The sequence below is a fragment of the Roseobacter sp. HKCCD6576-2 genome (genome assembly GCF_013179285.1).
In the GTDB taxonomy this organism is placed as follows: Bacteria; Pseudomonadota; Alphaproteobacteria; order Rhodobacterales; family Rhodobacteraceae; genus Rhodophyticola; species Rhodophyticola oceani.
The window spans coordinates 258,334-275,241 of sequence record NZ_WVNW01000002.1 but is presented as its reverse complement, the minus strand read 5'-3'; the positions used below and the strand labels follow the sequence as shown (position 1 = coordinate 275,241).

Sequence of the window (16,908 nt, the reverse complement as noted above, 5' to 3'; positions counted from 1 at the left end):
GTGCATAGTTGAAAAGTGGTCGGGGCGGCGAGATTCGAACTCACGACCTTCTGTACCCAAAACAGACGCGCTACCAGGCTGCGCTACGCCCCGAACGAGGGACCGTCTAACGCGACAGGCCCGGCTTGAAAAGCCCTCGTTTTACTCTTCTGCACAACTCCAGGCCGCAACCTCTTGTGGTAACCCTGGATGACGGAGTTCAGACCCCTCCGAGATACCGATCTGCGCGGCAAGACCTCCATTGATTTCCAGAACCGCCAGAATGCCATCGCCGCCCGGAATCGGCGTCCGATCCAGCGGAATCGCGTTCTCATGAACGCGCTGCACCGTTCCGGTTTCATCCATGAAGATCATGTCGAGGGGGATCAGCGTATTCTCCATCCAGAAATGCACCCGCTGCGGCGCTTCGTAGATAAAGATCATACCGGCACTGGATGGCATGCTTTCGCGGTGCATCAACCCAAGGGCGCGCTCATCAGAGTCATCGGCCACCTCAACCGTGAAACGCACGGTGCCCCACTCTCCGCGCAGTTCAACCCGGTCCGGGCTGCATTCTGCCCAGGCCCCACCGGCCAAGACAACACACGCCATGGCCACCGCAAAACACCGCATTTCAGTCCTCCTGGACGTAATCCCAGCTACGCACTTCGGCGGCCATTTTCCCACGCGGGCCATCAACCACCCGCACAGTCACCGCCTCGCCCGGCTGTAAATCAGCAAGGCCAAACCGGCGTAGCACTTCCACATGCACAAAGACATCCGCAGAATGCATGAAGATGTTCACAAACCCAAAACCTTTTGATTTGTCGAACCATTTGACTCGCGCCGCCAAGTAAGGGGCATCTGGGTCAAGATCGGCCATCAAGCCCATCATCGGATCTTCCGGATCCGCTTCCGGCGGCTCGATCTCAAGCACCTGTTGCGCTTGCGCCCCGCGATCAGTCTGCTGGACCATCACTGTGATCCGCGCATTGTCGGCGACCGATCCCTGGCCGAAATTCCTTAGTACATTTGCATGCAACAAGATGTCAGGCCCGCCATCGTCAGAGACGATGAACCCGAACCCTTTGGCCACGTCGAACCATTTGACCCGGCCAGTGACCTTGTCGCCCATCTCTTCTTGTTCATCCGCCATCGTGGGTAGTTCCCATCTTCTTCTGGGCTTTTTCGATTTGTCCCTGTTTCAGGCTTGAACGTTTGTGACTCCGCACGCAAGTGAAATTTAGTTATGAAAAACAAAGATATGACATTTCACGCTTCCTGGAAATGACACTTTATTATCCATTTTAGACAAATATTCGAGCCTGGTGTCCTACGGATTCAGGCGTGTCACCTCCCATGCTGCCGCTACGTCATGTCGCTGCCACCGAAACCGATCGTGCAACCGGAACGCCCCGTCCGCCCAGAACTCGATCTCCAATGGCTTTATTCGAAACCCACCCCAGAATGGTGGTCTCTCTGGGGCCGTACCGTGTTGTGCCGTCACCTTGGCGACTTCCGCGACCAGATGTGCGCGACTGGCCAGCGGGCGAGACTGTTCCGACGCCCAGGCCCCAAGTCGGCTCTTCAGCGAACGAGACCTATAATAGTCATCCGCCGCCGCCCCGTCTTCGCGCTCAACCAGCCCGCGTACGCGAATCTGCCGCCGCAAGGATTTCCAGTGCATGACAAAGGCAGCCTTGCCCGAGCCACTTAACTCTTCCCCTTTGACACTACCATAATTTGTATAAAAAACAAAGGCATCTGCTTCGATCTCTTTCAGCAACACCATTCGCACATTAGGCAGGCCATCTGCATCAACGCTGGCCAAAGCGATTGCATTGGGGTCGTTCGGCTCGCTCTCTTCGGCCTCGCGCAGCCATGATTGCACCAAGGCAAATGGGTCATCGCCTTGAAATATTCCGCTGCGGTCGCTCATGATCTCTTCGCCTTTTCAACACTTCAAGCGCGCACGCTAGCCGTCGGACACAATCACGGCAAGACGTGGATCACGTTCTCTTGAAGCCCCCCGGGCAATGGCCTAAACCCAAGCCTATCAACGAATAGAACAAGCCGGATTAGGGGATCGTGATGGGGTTGATGAGCGGGAAGCGTGGGCTGATCATGGGGCTCGCCAATGACAAATCCATCGCCTGGGGCGTGGCCAAAGCGCTCGCGGCGGAAGGCGCTGAGTTGGCTTTTTCCTACCAAGGCGAACAATTGCTCAAGCGGGTCACACCGCTCGCCGCGGAACTTGGCAGCGATATCGTTCTGCCCTGCGATGTCGGCGACGAGGCCAGCATGGACGCGCTCTTCGCGTCGCTCAAGGATCAGTGGGGCAGCCTAGACTTCGTTGTGCATGCCATCGGATTCTCTGACAAAAACGAGTTGCGCGGCCGGTATGTCGACACCACGCCCGGCAATTTCGACATGACCATGAACATCTCGGTCTACTCGTTCACCGCGATTTGTCAGCGGGCCGAAAAAATGATGTCGAATGGCGGCAGCCTGCTAACGCTGACCTATTACGGTTCGGAAAAAGTCATGCCGCATTACAATGTCATGGGTGTCGCCAAGGCGGCGCTGGAGGCCAGTGTGATGTATCTGGCCGAAGATCTGGGCCGCGATGGCATTCGTGTGAACGCGATCAGCGCCGGTACGATCAAAACCCTGGCCGCCTCTGGCATCGGCGACTTCCGCTACATCTTGAAATGGAACGAAAACAACTCGCCGCTCCGGCGGACGGTCAGCCAGGAAGAGGTCGGCAAATCGGCGCTCTATCTGCTCTCCGATTTGTCCAGCGCGGTCACCGGTGAGGTGCATCACGTCGATGCTGGCTATCATGTGATTGGGATGAAGAACCCAGAAGCCCCCGACATGTCCTTGGAAAAGAAAGGCGCATAGAGATGGTCACGCCTCTGCCGCACGAAAAAGGCTTCCACATCTCCTGGGATCAGATCCACCGCGACAGCCGCGCCTTGGCGTGGCGGTTGGATAAACGCGGTCCGGGCACTGACGGCGCTTGGAAAGCAATTGTTGCGATCACCCGGGGCGGCATGGCGCCCGCAATGATTGTCGCGCGCGAGCTGGATATTCGTCAGGTCGCGACAATCTCGATCAAGTCTTACAATCATCAAACCCAAGGTGAGCCGCAGGTCTTGAACAGTCCCGACCCCGCATTGATGGGCGATGGCGAGGGCATTCTCGTGATCGATGACTTGGTGGATTCGGGCAAAACGCTGGAAGTGGTCCGTGCACTCTACCCCAAGGCGCATTTTGCGACAGTGTATGCGAAGCCAAAGGGTGAACCGATGGTGGACACGTTTATCACCGGGGTCAGCCAAGACACGTGGATATTCTTCCCCTGGGATATGGCGCTGCAATATGTAGAACCGTATCGTGGCACAGACTAACCGGGCCCGGTTTCTGACAAGAAACCGGCGCGGAATTTTTCAAAATTCCGGCTCCTAGCCCGCTCGAAGCGCATCCGACAGGACCTCTTGCACAACCGCGCGCGGGACATCCCCCGTCACAAACGCCTGCCCGATTCCACGTGCGAGGATAAAGCGCAGCTGCCCATCGACAACTTTCTTGTCCTGCCCCATGAGGGTCAGTAACGCATCTGCACCTGGTAATTCTCCCGTAATATCAGACAGATCACGCTTCATCTTCATGTCTGAGAGATGCGCGCGGACCCGGCTCGGCTCCTCTTGGGCGCAAAGCCCCATCCGCGCCGACACTTCGAAGGCCAGTGCACAACCGATTGCCACGCCCTCGCCATGTAACAAGCGATCCGAATAGCCCGTTGCCGCCTCCAGCGCATGGCAGAACGTGTGACCGAGGTTCAGAAGCGCCCGGTCCCCCTGCTCCGTTTCGTCGTGCACAACGATATCGGCTTTCATCTGCACCGAGCGCCGAACAGCGTCCTGCCTCAACCTTGCATCACCCGCAGCGAGACCCGGACCGTTTTCTTCCAGCCAGGCAAAAAACGCGGCATCGCCAAGCAGCCCGTATTTCACCACTTCGCCATAGCCCGCTAAGAAATCCCGTTCGGTCAGCGTGCCCAGCACATCGATATCTGCCAAAACCAGTGTGGGCTGATGAAACGCCCCGACCAGATTTTTCCCATGGCGGGTGTTGATCCCGGTCTTGCCTCCCACGGAACTGTCGACCTGCGCCAAAAGGCTCGTCGGGATCTGTACGAAGCGAACACCCCGGCGCAGAACAGCCGCGGCAAACCCCACGAGATCACCGATCACACCGCCGCCGAAGGCGACAACGACATCACGACGCTCCACCTTCTGGTCCAGCAGCCACTCGACGACTTGCATCAAAAACGGCCAGCTCTTCGTCGCCTCGCCCGGCGGCAACACCAACGCCTCCATCTCGATTCCATCCGCCGCCAATCCCGCGCGGAGCGCTTCCAGATGCAGAGCTGCCACCGTCTCCTCGGTCACCACCCAGACTTTCGGCCGCGCGAGAACCGGCGCGATCTCGGCCCCGGCCCGCGCAATCAGGCCGAGCCCGATCCGCACATCATAGGCCCGGTCCCCCAGAGGAACATGAACCGTCTCGACACCCATCACCCTGCCTCCACCACACCCGCCGCTATTAGGCGTTCCAATACCGCATCCGTTGTCTTCGCAATCGACCACGACGACCGCACTTTGACCCGCAATTCCGCCTCGGCATAAGACGGCGTCCGCGCCTCAAGCAACTCTGCCAACGTCGCCCTTGGGTCGGCGGTTCGCAGCAAAGGCCGCGTGTCTTTGTGTCGAACCCGCGCCCAAAGCAGGTCGAGATCGGCCTCCAGCCATAACACCGCCGCACGGGCCGAAATCATGGCGCGATTGGCCTCCGACAACCACGCGCCCCCGCCTGTCGAGAGTACGCAAGGCGGCCCCTCCAGTAGCCGGGCAATGACCTGCCCTTCTTTGTCGCGAAAAAACGCCTCGCCATCGCGTTCGAAAATCTCCGCGATGCTCATCCGGGCGCTCTCCACAATCTCCGCATCCGAGTCGCGCAGCTCCACCTTCAGCCGCGCCGCCAGGGCCCGACCAATCGCGGTTTTGCCGGAGCCCATCATGCCCACCAGCACCACGGTTTTCACCAGACGCAGCCGATTTGTTGGCATGGTTTCGCCCATCACTTAAAAATGTCCCTCCAAGACTGGCGTAATTCCGCTTGCAATGGCTTATAGTGAAAGTGAAGCGGCGGCAAACGCCGCGAGAAACAGGCAAATCGAAGGGCATAAATGGGGCGGTTGATCAAGCTTTTGGCTGTGTTGATTGTGTTGGCTGTGATCGGCCTCGTGGGCTATTCCTATTCTGGACTGATGGTGCCCGAGACCCGAGAAATCACCGTGCCAGTGGTGCTTGATGCGGATTAGACCCTTCCTTTGCGCCTTAGCCCTAACCGTTGGCGCTGCCGCCGCGCAAGAGACGGATGGCGACGCGGCATTGGCCGGCCCTGACTGGCTGTCTGACACGATCATCCGCCCTCATGGCGACGTGGCGACCTCCGCCACACCGCCCGAGATCACGGTTATGCCCTTGGGCCAAGTGCGGCTGGACGCGGTTGGTATCTTGCCCTTTGCCACAACTGGCCTGCCCCCAGGTCTCTGGGCCGATAGCGCGCCCGACACGCTCGCGCGTCTGATGTTGTCGCAACCGGCGGAAGGCCTGCCAGCGATGCTGGCCTTCACAAGGCAACTGGCGCTGGCGGAACTTGACCCGCCACAAGATGCCAGCACGGAGGCGATCTTGTTTCTGGCGCGGCTTGATCTTCTCCTTGATCGCGGGGCGTTGGAACCCGCGCGCGCCTTGATGGAACGCGCCGGGCCTGCCGATCCACGGATTTTCCGCCGCTGGTTCGACGTCAGCCTGCTCACTGGCCAGGCGGAGCGCGCATGCGCCGCCATGCGCGCCAGCCCTGACATCGCGCCAACCTTTCCGGCGCGCATCTTCTGCCTCGCCCGGAGCGGCGACTGGCCCGCCGCGGCCCTCTCGCTTGGCACCGGCGAGGCACTTGGCTTCATCAGCACCGCAGAGGCCGACCTGATCGCCCGCTTCCTCGACCCCGAGCTCTTCGAGGGCGAACCACCCCTGCCCTTGCCTCCTGAGATGACACCGCTGCATTACCAAATGCTGATCTCTTTGGGCGAACGTCCGCCCTCCAACGCCCTGCCGCTGGCCTTCGCCCATGCCGATTTGGCCGACCTGGCCGGGTGGCGCGCGCAGCTTGATGCGGCGGAGCGGTTGATGCGGGCGGGTGCGATAGAGCCAGAACAGTGGCTCGCGATCTATACCGCCCGCACCCCTGCCGCCTCCGGTGGGGTGTGGGAACGGGTCGACGCGCTGCAATCTTTCGACGCGGCCCTTCTGGCAAGCGATCCAGAAGCCATCACCCGCTATCTGCCAGAGGTTTGGGCCGCGATGCAGCAGGCCGGGCTCGAAACCGCCTTTGCGCGGCTCTATTCTGATCGGCTTCTGCGTCTCCCTCTGACAGGCGAAGCGGCGATGTTGGCGCGCCGGGTTGGCCTGCTCTCACCGCTTTATGAAGCGGTGGCCCAAGGCGCGGTGGCGCAAGACGATCATGAGCGATTCCTTTTTGCCATCGCACGTGGCGAGGCGCCCGAGGCCCCTCCCCGCACCGGCACCGATGCAATCACCACCGCCGTCGCATCGGCCTTCGCCGACACAACCCCCCCCGAGCGCTTCACCCGGCTTTTGAACCTGAACCGCACTGGCGAGGCCCTTCTGCGAGCCGCCCGCACCTTGAGCGCGGGCGCCGGCGACACCGATGACATGGCCGATGCTCTGCGACTGTTTCGAGCCCTTGGCCTGGAAGACACGGCGCGCCGCGCCGCCCTGCAACTGATGATCCTGGACCGGGCCTGATATGGCCGCCGCCGCTGACCAGCGTTGGATACAGTCCTTCATCGAGGCGCAAGCCGCCGAGCTAAACGCCGCGCAGAACACGCAATTGGCCTATGCCCGCGATTTGGAGGATTTCCGCGCGTTTCTTATCGATCGAGAGACCGATCTCGCCAAAGCCAGCCGCACCGAGATTGAGGCCTATCTGATGATGCTCGACGCAAATGGCTTGGCGAAAGCGACCCGCGCCCGGCGGCTTTCATCGATCAAACAGCTCTATCGGTTTACCTATGAAGAAGGCCTTCGCGCCGATAACCCGGCGCAGTTGGTCAAAGGCCCAGGACGTGAGAAACGCCTACCCAAGACCCTCTCGGTCGAGGAGGTTGACCGCTTGCTTGCCGTCGCCGAAACACTTGGGCGCACCCCTGGTGATCGGCTGCGCAATGCCTGCCTAATGCAATTGCTCTACGCGACGGGTATGCGCGTGACGGAGCTTGTCTCGCTCCCGGTCTCCGCCGCCCGTGGCAACCCACAAGTGATGCTGGTCAAAGGCAAAGGCGGCAAGGAGCGCATGGTCCCGCTCTCCCCGCCGGCGCGTGCCACCCTGATCGCTTGGCTCGGTCATCGTGATACGGAAGAGGCGCGCAAGACCGAAAACACCGGCGCAGCGCCATCTCGCTTCCTCTTCCCGTCTCGCGGCAAAGCGGGCCACCTGACCCGAATGCGGTTCTATCTGCTGATCAAAGACATTGCTGTCGCCGCAGGTGTCTCGCCCGAAAAGGTCACACCGCACACACTTCGCCACGCGTTCGCGACTCATCTTCTGGCCGGCGGCGCCGATCTCCGCTCGATCCAAACGCTTCTGGGCCACGCCGATATCTCGACCACCGAAATCTACACCCATGTGTTAGATGAGCGCCTGAAATCCTTGGTGCTCGACCACCACCCACTGGCCGCGCAAGACAAGGACTAATCCCCGTGCCCGGCGGAGAAATGCCGTCGTGACGGCATGCAACACTTGCCCGTTTCGCGCGTGCCAGGCCCTTGAAGAACCCCCATTCGCACCCCATAACGCTGCTCATGGACACCACCCCCTTCATGGACACCGCATTCTGGGTCACCGCAGGCGCCATCATTGGCCTGTTGGTGCTCTCAGCGTTTTTCTCTGGCTCCGAAACGGCGCTCACCGCCGCCTCGCGCGGCAAGCTCAGATCGCAGGCCGACCGGGGCAACAAAGGGGCCGAGCGGGCCTTGAATCTGACCGAGGATAGCGAGCGGCTGATCGGCTCGGTTCTGCTTGGCAACAACTTGGTCAATATCCTGGCCGCCTCGCTGGCCACCGCGCTTTTCACCCGCGCCTTTGGCGAAAGCGGCGTAGCACTGGCAACACTGGTCATGACGCTTCTGGTGCTGATCTTCGCCGAGGTCTTGCCGAAGACTTACGCGATCACCAATGCGGAAACCGCGGCCGCCCGGGTCTCGCCGGTTATCCGCATCGTCATCTTGGTCTTCTCGCCGGTGGTCCGCATGGTGCAGGTGCTGGTCCGCGGCGTCTTGCGCATCTTCGGCGTGCAAACCGACCCCGACAGCGCCGTTCTCAGCGCGCGGGAGGAGATCGCGGGGGCCATCACGCTTGGCCATTCCGAGGGTGCGGTAGAGAAAGAGCACCGCGACCGGCTTTTGGGTGCGCTCGATTTGAGCGACCGCACCGTTGAAGAGATCATGCTGCACCGCTCCGGCATCGAGATGATCGACGCCGATGCCGATCCGGAGCAGATCCTCAGCCAAGCCTTGCAGTCGCCCCACACCCGCCTGCCCGTTTATCGCGAGGAACAGGAGAACATCATTGGCGTCATTCACGCCAAAGACCTACTGCGCGCGATGGATCAGTTGATGCGTGGTGACAATGCACCGGGCTTGGAGAAATTCGACATCGGCCAGGTCGCGATGACCCCCTATTTCGTGCCCGAAACCACGACGCTCGACGACCAGATGCGGCAGTTCCTGCGCCGCCATACGCATTTTGCTCTGGTGGTCGATGAATATGGCGCGCTGCAAGGGTTGATCACGCTCGAAGACATCCTTGAGGAAATCGTCGGCGAGATCACCGATGAGTTCGATGTCGAAGAAGTCATCAACCTGACCCCCGGATCAGATGGCAACTACTTGATCGATGGCGGCATGACGATCCGTGACCTGAACCGCGCCACCGATTGGAACCTGCCGGATGAAGAAGCAAACACCGTCGCTGGTCTGGTGATCCACGAAGCGCAATCGATTCCCGTCGAAGGCCAGTGTTTCAGCTTCCACGGCTTCCGGTTTGAGGTGGCGTCCCGCGATCAAAACCGCCTGACGCAGTTGAAAATCCGCAAGCTCTGAGGACGCCCCGGTTTCTTGCCAGAAACCGGTCCGGAATTTTGCAAAATTCCGGTGCCGCGCTGAAACCGGATACAAATGTCGCTTTCTGACTTGCTCCGCCCGGCGCCGCGCTCTTTCATCGCCGCGAGTGATAGAAGGACAGCCCCTCATATGAAAACCACCACCCAAGTCTGCGTCATCGGCGGCGGCGTTGTCGGCGCCTCGGTTCTCTATCACCTGACCAAACTGGGCTGGTCCGATGTGATGCTGGTGGAACGCTCGGAACTCACCTCCGGATCGACTTGGCACGCCGCTGGCGGGTTTCATACGCTGAACGGCGATACCAATATGGCGGCGCTGCAGGGCTACACGATCCGGCTTTACCGCGAGTTGGAAGAACTGACTGGCCTCTCCTGTGGTCTGCACCATGTGGGCGGCGTGACCCTGGCGGACACGCAAGAGCGCTTCGACATGCTGAAGGCCGAACGCGCCAAGCACCGGTTCATGGGGCTGGAGACCGAAATCCTCGGCCCCGACGAAATCAAGCAGGTTGCGCCGATCACCAATACCGATGGCATTTTAGGTGCCCTTTATGACCCGCTCGACGGCCATCTCGACCCTTCAGGCACCACGCACGCCTATGCCAAAGCCGCACGGATGGGCGGCGCCGAGATCGTGACCCAGTGTATGGTGACCGAAACCAGCCCGCGCGCCGATGGCACCTGGGATGTGGTGACCGACAAAGGCACGATCCATGCCGAGCATGTGGTCAATGCGGGCGGGCTTTGGGCCCGTGAAGTCGGTGCAATGGCGGGCTGCTACCTGCCGCTGCACCCGATGGAGCACCAATATATCGTCACCGATGAGATCGCCGAGATTTATGAGCGGGCCGAAGAGCACCCGCATGTGATGGACCCGGCGGGCGAAAGCTATCTCCGCCAAGAAGGCCGTGGCCTCTGCATCGGCTTCTATGAACAACCTTGCAAACCTTGGGCGGTCGACGGAACGCCTTGGAGCTTCGGCCACGAGCTTCTGCCCGATGACTTCGACAAGATCGAAGACAGCATCGCTTTCGCCTATAAACGCTTCCCGATCCTGGAAACTGCCGGTGTGAAATCGGTGATCCACGGCCCCTTTACCTTCGCGCCCGATGGCAACCCGTTGGTCGGCCCAGTCCACGGGTTGCGCAATTACTGGTCCGCTTGCGGCGTCATGGCAGGCTTTTCGCAAGGCGGCGGTGTTGGGCTGACGCTTGCGCAATGGATGGTCGACGGCCAACCAGATCGCGATGTCTTCGCGATGGATGTGGCGCGCTTCGGCCGGGTGATCACGCCGGGCTATACGCTGCCAAAAGTGATCGAGAATTATCAAAACCGCTTCTCTGTCGCCTACCCGAATGAAGAATTGCCCGCCGCGCGGCCGTTCCGTACCACGCCGATGTATGACATCTTCGATCAGATGGGCGCGGTCTGGGGGCAGCAATACGGGCTGGAAGTGCCGAACTATTTCGCCGAAGAGGGCGAGCCGCGCTATGAAACCCCCTCCTTCCGCCGCTCAAACGCCTTCGAGGCCACCGCGCGCGAAGTCAAAGCGGTGCGAGAGGCCGTCGGCATCAACGAGGTGCAAAACTTCGGTAAATACCGGATCACCGGCGCTGATGCCCGCGCTTGGCTCGACCGGATCATGGCAGGCCGCGTACCGCAGCCCGGGCGCTTGTCTCTCACCCCAATGCTAAACCATATCGGCAAGCTAATCGGGGACTTCACCATCTCCTGCCTCTCGGAAACCGAATTCCAACTGACGGCAAGCTACGGCTCGCAAGACTATCATTTACGATGGTTTGACAGTCAGTTGCAGGGCGATGTTCATGTCCAGAATATCTCGGATACCCGCACCGGTTTCCAAATCGCTGGCCCCCGTGCCCGCGACCTCTTGCAAGCCGTCACCCGCGACGATGTCTCGGCCGAGGCGTTCCGTTTCATGGATGTCAAACCAATCACCATCGGGCTCAGCACGGCGCTTGTTCAGCGGGTCAGCTATACCGGCGATCTGGGCTATGAGATTTATGTCGACGCGATGGAGCAGCGGCAACTCTGGCATATCCTCTGGACCGCTGGCCAAGCGTTCGGCCTGAAACCCTTCGGGATGCGGGCGATGATGTCACTACGCCTGGACAAGTTCTTCGGCTCCTGGCTCCGGGAATTCTCTCCCGACTATACCGCCGCCGAAACCGGCCTCGACCGCTTCATCAGCTTCAAAAAGAACACTCAGTTCATCGGTCGCGAGGCGGCGGAGGCCGAACGGGCCAATGGCTCCGCCCGCAAACTCTGCGCCTTCGAGGTCGCGGCCACCGATGCTGATGTAAATGCCTATGAACCGATCTGGCTCGACGGCACGGTTCAGGGGTTCTGCACCTCCGGCGGCTATTCGCATCACGCGCAGAAATCCATCGCGCTTGGCTTCGTGCCAACAGATCGCGCCAGTGACGGCCTAGAGGTCGAGATCGAAATCCTAGGCGAGATGCGCCCGGCCCGACTGATCACCACCCCGCTCTTTGACCCAGAGGGTACGCGCATGCGAGGGTAGAATGGGCCTGGAAAACGAGTGGACTCCTTAATCCGCGCCCTTCTCTGCTTCAGAAATATCCCCGCCGGAGGCCTAAAATCTCTTCTGACACACCCCTCATTCTCCTCCTCGCTGCGGGTCGCGCCACGCGCATGGGCGGCACGGACAAACTCTTGGAACCTGTCCAAGGCGCGCCGCTCGTGGCAACCATGGCCAAACGCTGTACCAAAGCCGGGCCGACCCGGGTGGTGCTTGGCCCCGATCAGCCAGCGCGCCGTGCGGCTCTGGCAGAGATTGACTGTGAGATCGTTGAAGCCCCCGAGAGCGCAGGTATGGCGGCGTCAATCCGTGTCGGCCTCTCGGATCTGGAAGCCCCCGCCGTGCTGATCATGCTGGCCGATATGCCCGAGATCACAGCCTATGATCTGCATCTGATGTTGACGCTCCACGCCCAGGCTCCCGATGCGATCCTCCGCGCCGCCAGCGAAGACGGCACGCCCGGGCATCCGGTGCTCTTCCCCGCCGACCTCTTCGCCGATCTCCGCAAGCTCAGTGGCGATATCGGCGCCCGCGACCTCCTCAAACGCCACGCCAACCGTATACACCTGATCCCGCTCAAAGGAGATCGTGCGCTGATCGATTTGGACACGCCCGAAGACTGGGCCGCCTGGCGAGCAAAAGAAAAGGGCGGCCTGTAATCAGACCGCCCTTCGCTCGGGTCAAGGTTCGCCCCCCAAACCCCTTGTCCCTCGCTGCATAACTCGTGCGTCTCAGCGTACGATCAGCCGCGCCTCATGCGCTTTCAGGGCGCGGCGGGCGGCGACGTAGCTGTCGCGGCCTTGCGGCGTTTTCAACTCCGGGAAGATCTCGAGGATCTCGTTCCGGGTACCATTCCCCATCGCGCCCAAGGTTTGATCGCCAGGCTGGAAGCTTTCCGTCCAGGCGCCATCGGCCAGCACCACTTCGTGCCGGTCGAACATGAAGTGGATATAGGTAGCGCGCATCGGATCGAGCCACTGAACCGAGCCATGATTGACCAGGTGTTTGGCCGCGACCAGAACTTCGCTCTCTTCGAAGTAAAGCTGCGTTGCGTCACCCGCCACCAGCATCCGATGCTGCGGCGAGACGATCATGTCGCGCTCCGGCAGGCCATCACCCAAGCTGCCCGCTCTGATCAGGATCGGGCGTAGATAAGGCGCGCCGCGCAGTTCGGCGCGCTGCAGGGTGCGGTTGCCAACCCAACGGATCTCTTGGATGCCATTGTCGCGGGTGATGACCTTGTCACCTTCGCGCAAGCTCTCGACCGGCACTTCACCTTTCGGGGTTGCGATCCGCGCACCCGGCGTGAAGCAGGGAATGACATTCTCGATCTCGATAAAGGTCATCGTGCCGGTCACGTTCTCCGGTGCGAAGCCGTTGCCGTCGAAGAAGGTGACGGTGCCGCTTTCGCCCGGGGTGCCGCCGGGGTCGATCGAGTCATCGAAGGTCACATGCAGCGGCCCGGCGCCGGTCAGGTCCAGCGTGTCGAAATCGTCGCCGCCTTCGCCACCCTCGATATCGTCGCCGATACCATGACCATTCTGGTCCACGATGAACGTATCTCGGTCGTCGCCCCCGAACATCTCATCGGCACCCTGACCGCCGATGATCAGGTCGTCACCCTCATCGCCCATGATCAGGTCATCGTCGATCCCGCCATCCAGCGTATCGTTGCCCTCGCCACCATGAATGGTGTCGTTATCGTCTTCGCCATAGACGAGGTCGTCGCCCGCCCCGGCATAGATCAGGTCATCGCCATTATCGAGGATTGGATCGTCCGGCCCGTTCGGATTGTCGTCCGGGATATTGACGATATCCGGGAAGCTCGGGCCCAGACCGCCATAGATCGTGTCATCGCCAGCACCAGCATCGACCGTGTCGGAGCCTTCCCCAAGCGTGATCAGATCGTCGCCATCGCCGGAGGTGACGCTGTCATCGTCAAAACCCACATCAATGACATTGTCGCCATTGCCCGCGTGAACCGTGTCATCGTCGTCGCCAGTGATGATGGTGTCGTTGCCATCCCCCGTGATCACCAGATCTTTGTCGTTGTTCGGATCCAGATCCTCGGACCCGGGCACAAAAGGGAAGCCGCGATCCGGCAGCGCCGAAACGGTGTCTCCATCAGATGTGTCGATGAAGTTGTCGCCATCCATGTCGTTGACGGTGTCGTTGCCCGCCCCGCCAGTGATGGTGTCATCGCCATCGCCGCCATCAAGCACATCATCGCCAGCGCCGCCGTCCAGCGTGTCTTCGCCGTCGCCGCCATTCAGCGTGTCGTCGCCATCGCCGCCGTCGAGGTCATCATTGCCGTCGCCGCCGTCGAGATCATCGTCGCCGTCGCCACCATTCAGCTCGTCATCGCCGCCATTGCCGATCAGCACATCATCGCCGTCGCCGCCGTTCAGCGTGTCGTTGCCTTCGGGGCCATCATCGACAAAACCAACCGCGTCGAAATACACATCCGTAACATTGATGCCGCTGTCATTGCCGCCATCCTGGCTATGCGTGATGATGATCGACGACACTGGGCCGGGGATATCGACCAAGATCGAGTAATTCGCACTGGTGTCGCTCTGATAGCCGCCATTGCTGTCGGCGGTATCATTACCAGGCACGCCATCGGTGTTCGACAAGGTCAGATTGTTGCCCGCCGTCAGCGAGACTTCGATCGGATCGCCATTCTCGTCGAAGGCTTGGATCTTGACCACGCCATCGCCATCGATGTCATTGACGCGAAACGACACATTCTCGACCGGATCAGAGAATTCGAGCTCATACTTCGCTTTGTCGCCTTTGTCTTCCAGATCGCTGGACAGCGAACTGTTGTCATCCACCGGGTCGCCATCGCTGTCGATGCCCGCAACATTCTGATTGTTATCGGCAAATTCGGTCTCGACATCACCTTTTTCGGACAGAATCTTGAAGGTCACATCGACACTGCCGGTGTTCTGCGTGAACCCGTTCAGGTCATCGCCATCCTCAATCGGGCTCGGACCATTCGGATCGGGCGCCAGATCCCATTCGAACTTCTCGCGACCGCCGCCGAGAAGCGGATTGCCGGTGTTGTCATCACCGACCAGCGTGTCGTTGCCCTCGCCGCCATCGACGCTGTCGTCACCGCTTCCAGCAAAAACCAGATCATCGCCATCGCCGGCCTCGACCGTGTCATTGCCCGCGCCCGCGACCACTACATCGTCGTCGGTGCCATCGACAACCGCATTGTCGATCATGTCGGGTGGCGTGTCGGGGTCGCCGGTATAGGCCACATCGATCAGGTCATCGCCACTTGTGCCTTCAACGATCATGTCGCCGCCAGAGGCGTTGATCACATCAATGTCGTAGATCGCAACATAGTCGATGGAGCCATCGAAAAACTTATCGTATTCGCCATCGTCCTTTTCACGGGCCCCGAAGGTCCAGCTTTCGTCGTCATTGTCGGTGATGTCCATGGTCAAACCAAGCTCAGTGGAGCTCAGCGTTTGGGACGTCCCCTCGCTCAGATTCTCGACCAGCAAGGTCGCGCCGGAGGTTTCATCCCAGGCATAGGTGACTTTGACGTCATCACCGGGATCAAAGAAGTTCTTGTGCGTCGACAGTTCCAGTTTCGCACCATTGGAATAGTGCACCACCTCAACTTCGCCGTCATCGGTGACACGGATTTCGAAAAACCCTTCGCTATCCTTGTCCTTATATTCGCCGCGGTTGACCAGCGTATCGGGGCTGGAGCCAACATGCTGATCCTGGTTGAACTGCACTGCGACGGTGCCTGTGCCCAACTGGAACGGCACATCATTGCCCGGGAAGGTCGACGTTCCATCGAACCCGGTGTTGTTGTTCACATCGAAGAAGTCGCCATGGCCATCGGTGTGCAACGCGCCGCCGGAAATGCTCGCGCCACCCTCGGTGTGACCGTTTTGCGCGAACCCATCGGCCAAGCCAGTATCCTTGGTCTTGCTGCCATCAAGGAAATCCCAAAGGCCAACCAAGTTACTTGCAAACGGGTCATTGAAGTTGTTCGCCATCGTTCTCTCCTCTCGCCGACATCCAAGATGCCGCCCGCCATCATCCGGCGGAAAATCCAGTACCAACCCAAATCGAACGACGCCGGCGCAGAAGGCGGCACGCACGCAAACACAAATGGACTGAGGAAGAGAGGCCCCGTGCTAAACACGGATGGTCAGAGGCGGTGGCAGCCGCCGTTTCTGACCTATGCACCACATGCCACACATAGTGACATCGCGGAACGCACACCCTCCGCACTCAAACCGTGCGTCATGTGCGGCCGCCCCCGTGGCCTAAACAGACATCGCCCCCCAGTCGGGCTAGAATTGGATAGCCTGTCGGACTGGTTCCAAGAAGTGGAAAGTTGTCGGGAAAGTGGCGGAGGTCAGGCCAAGTGGTGTTCAGTGGGCGGCAAGAACATGCCGAATATTGGCATTTTCTTGCTTAACTGTTTCGCGAGCCGCATCTTCATCGCTCGGCAGGTTTTTGCCGAATTCGCAGTAATAATTGGAGGTTTCGTCAGATCTTCTGGTTTTGCTCACAGAGATACCCACAGGGTTGGGGGTAAAAATCGACTATATTGTATCACTTTTGGAAACACATGCTTGTCGCGGTATCGGAAACAATTTGTCAACGCTCCGGCCAATTTGGGCAAGAATAGGGCGGAAACAATCCCTCCGAACCCATTCCAAAGTACCTCCCATGTCACCAGTCTGCGCCATAGTCGATTCGCGGAAGCGGATCACCGTTTTGTCGTCGACGACCAGATTCCAAGCCGAGTGGCCATTCTGGGTCGGCCTACTCCAGGCTCTCAATCCCCGAGCCGCCGCGCCGACCGCCGCAGCAAAATGGCGGCCTCTGCCACCGGGAGCGACAGGTGTCGCTTGTCACATATATCTGGTGAAGTCTGGGCTGGTACCCGAGGTCGGACTCGAACCGACAAGCCTTGCGGCGGGGGATTTTGAATCCCCTGCGTCTACCAATTCCGCCACTCGGGCCCAGAGAGGATCGTCTACCGCCGGTCGCAGGCGGCGTCAACGGGCGAAGATCATTTGATCGCAGACAATTGCGCCCTCGCGAAATCCTC

The 16,908-nt window shown here is 60.2% G+C and carries 14 protein-coding genes and 2 tRNA genes; 8 read left to right on the top strand and 8 right to left on the bottom strand.

Annotated features, from left to right (window positions below):
- Nucleotides 1–16 precede the first annotated feature (16 nt).
- From GTF44_RS08430 to pdxH, 4 genes are all read right to left on the bottom strand, one after another.
- A tRNA-Pro gene (locus GTF44_RS08430) sits at nt 17–93 on the bottom strand.
- A 48-nt stretch (nt 94–141) separates the two neighbouring features.
- Nucleotides 142–612 carry a DUF192 domain-containing protein gene (locus GTF44_RS08425; RefSeq protein WP_253261267.1) on the bottom strand — a complete coding sequence of 157 codons (471 nt, stop codon included), beginning with the start codon at nt 610–612 and terminating at the stop codon, nt 142–144.
- A 1-nt stretch (nt 613) separates the two neighbouring features.
- Complete coding sequence (locus GTF44_RS08420; RefSeq protein WP_145209334.1) at nt 614–1,135, bottom strand: cold-shock protein; 522 nt, start codon at nt 1,133–1,135, stop codon at nt 614–616.
- Between the two features lie 177 nt (nt 1,136–1,312).
- Nucleotides 1,313–1,918 carry a pyridoxamine 5'-phosphate oxidase gene (gene pdxH / locus GTF44_RS08415; protein ID WP_171560860.1) on the bottom strand — a complete coding sequence of 202 codons (606 nt, stop codon included), beginning with the start codon at nt 1,916–1,918 and terminating at the stop codon, nt 1,313–1,315.
- Between the two features lie 146 nt (nt 1,919–2,064).
- Here pdxH and fabI point away from each other — a divergent pair, with 146 nt between their 5' ends.
- Nucleotides 2,065–2,883: an enoyl-ACP reductase FabI gene (gene fabI / locus GTF44_RS08410; RefSeq protein WP_367383398.1), complete on the top strand. Its 819-nt coding sequence runs from the start codon at nt 2,065–2,067 to the stop codon at nt 2,881–2,883.
- A gap of 2 nt (nt 2,884–2,885) precedes the next feature.
- The gene (gene gpt, locus GTF44_RS08405; RefSeq protein WP_145209344.1) at nt 2,886–3,392 is read left to right on the top strand and encodes a xanthine phosphoribosyltransferase; all 507 of its coding nucleotides are present in this window, start codon (nt 2,886–2,888) and stop codon (nt 3,390–3,392) included.
- A gap of 54 nt (nt 3,393–3,446) precedes the next feature.
- Here the strand turns inward: gpt and aroB are convergent, their stop codons facing one another.
- Nucleotides 3,447–4,562, bottom strand: a complete 1,116-nt coding sequence (aroB, locus tag GTF44_RS08400; RefSeq protein ID WP_171560855.1) for a 3-dehydroquinate synthase — start codon at nt 4,560–4,562, stop codon at nt 3,447–3,449.
- Nucleotides 4,562–5,113: a shikimate kinase gene (locus GTF44_RS08395; RefSeq protein WP_253261268.1), complete on the bottom strand. Its 552-nt coding sequence runs from the start codon at nt 5,111–5,113 to the stop codon at nt 4,562–4,564. Before GTF44_RS08395 ends, aroB begins: the two co-directional genes overlap by 1 nt.
- Before the next feature lie 120 nt (nt 5,114–5,233).
- Between GTF44_RS08395 and GTF44_RS22410 the strand changes: the two genes are divergently transcribed.
- The 6 genes from GTF44_RS22410 (at nt 5,234) to GTF44_RS08370 (ending at nt 12,475) form a co-directional block, all read left to right on the top strand.
- Nucleotides 5,234–5,368 (top strand): hypothetical protein, encoded by a 135-nt coding sequence (locus tag GTF44_RS22410; RefSeq protein WP_290152179.1) that lies wholly within the window; start codon nt 5,234–5,236, stop codon nt 5,366–5,368.
- Nucleotides 5,358–6,878 (top strand): hypothetical protein, encoded by a 1,521-nt coding sequence (locus tag GTF44_RS08390; RefSeq protein ID WP_171560850.1) that lies wholly within the window; start codon nt 5,358–5,360, stop codon nt 6,876–6,878. The genes GTF44_RS22410 and GTF44_RS08390 overlap by 11 nt, the downstream gene beginning before the upstream one ends.
- Before the next feature lies 1 nt (nt 6,879).
- A complete protein-coding gene (locus GTF44_RS08385) occupies nt 6,880–7,827 on the top strand; it encodes a site-specific tyrosine recombinase XerD (RefSeq protein ID WP_171560847.1) in 948 nt (315 codons plus the stop codon).
- 107 nt (nt 7,828–7,934) lie between these two features.
- Nucleotides 7,935–9,233 carry an HlyC/CorC family transporter gene (locus GTF44_RS08380; RefSeq protein ID WP_145209356.1) on the top strand — a complete coding sequence of 433 codons (1,299 nt, stop codon included), beginning with the start codon at nt 7,935–7,937 and terminating at the stop codon, nt 9,231–9,233.
- A gap of 150 nt (nt 9,234–9,383) precedes the next feature.
- Entirely contained in the window at nt 9,384–11,798 is a 2,415-nt protein-coding gene (locus tag GTF44_RS08375; RefSeq protein ID WP_171560845.1) for an FAD-dependent oxidoreductase, read from the top strand.
- Nucleotides 11,799–11,842: 44 nt separating this feature from the next.
- Entirely contained in the window at nt 11,843–12,475 is a 633-nt protein-coding gene (locus GTF44_RS08370; RefSeq protein WP_301270768.1) for a nucleotidyltransferase family protein, read from the top strand.
- A 72-nt stretch (nt 12,476–12,547) separates the two neighbouring features.
- Here GTF44_RS08370 and GTF44_RS22405 read toward each other — a convergent pair whose 3' ends face one another.
- Both GTF44_RS22405 and GTF44_RS08360 read right to left on the bottom strand, forming a co-directional pair.
- Nucleotides 12,548–15,841: a Hint domain-containing protein gene (locus tag GTF44_RS22405; RefSeq protein ID WP_171560842.1), complete on the bottom strand. Its 3,294-nt coding sequence runs from the start codon at nt 15,839–15,841 to the stop codon at nt 12,548–12,550.
- 893 nt (nt 15,842–16,734) lie between these two features.
- A tRNA-Leu gene (locus GTF44_RS08360) sits at nt 16,735–16,819 on the bottom strand.
- Nucleotides 16,820–16,908 lie beyond the last annotated feature (89 nt).

Excerpts from the sequence above, each read along its gene's own strand:
- GTF44_RS08395 (WP_253261268.1), bottom strand. The coding sequence starts at position 5,113 with ATGCCAACAAATCGGCTGCGTCTGGTGAAAACCGTGGTGCTGGTGGGC.
- pdxH (WP_171560860.1), bottom strand. The coding sequence starts at position 1,918 with ATGAGCGACCGCAGCGGAATATTTCAAGGCGATGACCCATTTGCCTTG.
- aroB (WP_171560855.1), bottom strand. The coding sequence starts at position 4,562 with ATGGGTGTCGAGACGGTTCATGTTCCTCTGGGGGACCGGGCCTATGAT.
- gpt (WP_145209344.1), top strand. The coding sequence starts at position 2,886 with ATGGTCACGCCTCTGCCGCACGAAAAAGGCTTCCACATCTCCTGGGAT.
- GTF44_RS08390 (WP_171560850.1), top strand. The coding sequence starts at position 5,358 with ATGCGGATTAGACCCTTCCTTTGCGCCTTAGCCCTAACCGTTGGCGCT.
- GTF44_RS08385 (WP_171560847.1), top strand. The coding sequence starts at position 6,880 with ATGGCCGCCGCCGCTGACCAGCGTTGGATACAGTCCTTCATCGAGGCG.
- GTF44_RS08375 (WP_171560845.1), top strand. The coding sequence starts at position 9,384 with ATGAAAACCACCACCCAAGTCTGCGTCATCGGCGGCGGCGTTGTCGGC.
- GTF44_RS08380 (WP_145209356.1), top strand. The coding sequence starts at position 7,935 with ATGGACACCACCCCCTTCATGGACACCGCATTCTGGGTCACCGCAGGC.
- GTF44_RS08420 (WP_145209334.1), bottom strand. The coding sequence starts at position 1,135 with ATGGCGGATGAACAAGAAGAGATGGGCGACAAGGTCACTGGCCGGGTC.
- GTF44_RS22405 (WP_171560842.1), bottom strand. The coding sequence starts at position 15,841 with ATGGCGAACAACTTCAATGACCCGTTTGCAAGTAACTTGGTTGGCCTT.
- GTF44_RS22410 (WP_290152179.1), top strand. The coding sequence starts at position 5,234 with ATGGGGCGGTTGATCAAGCTTTTGGCTGTGTTGATTGTGTTGGCTGTG.
- GTF44_RS08425 (WP_253261267.1), bottom strand. The coding sequence starts at position 612 with ATGCGGTGTTTTGCGGTGGCCATGGCGTGTGTTGTCTTGGCCGGTGGG.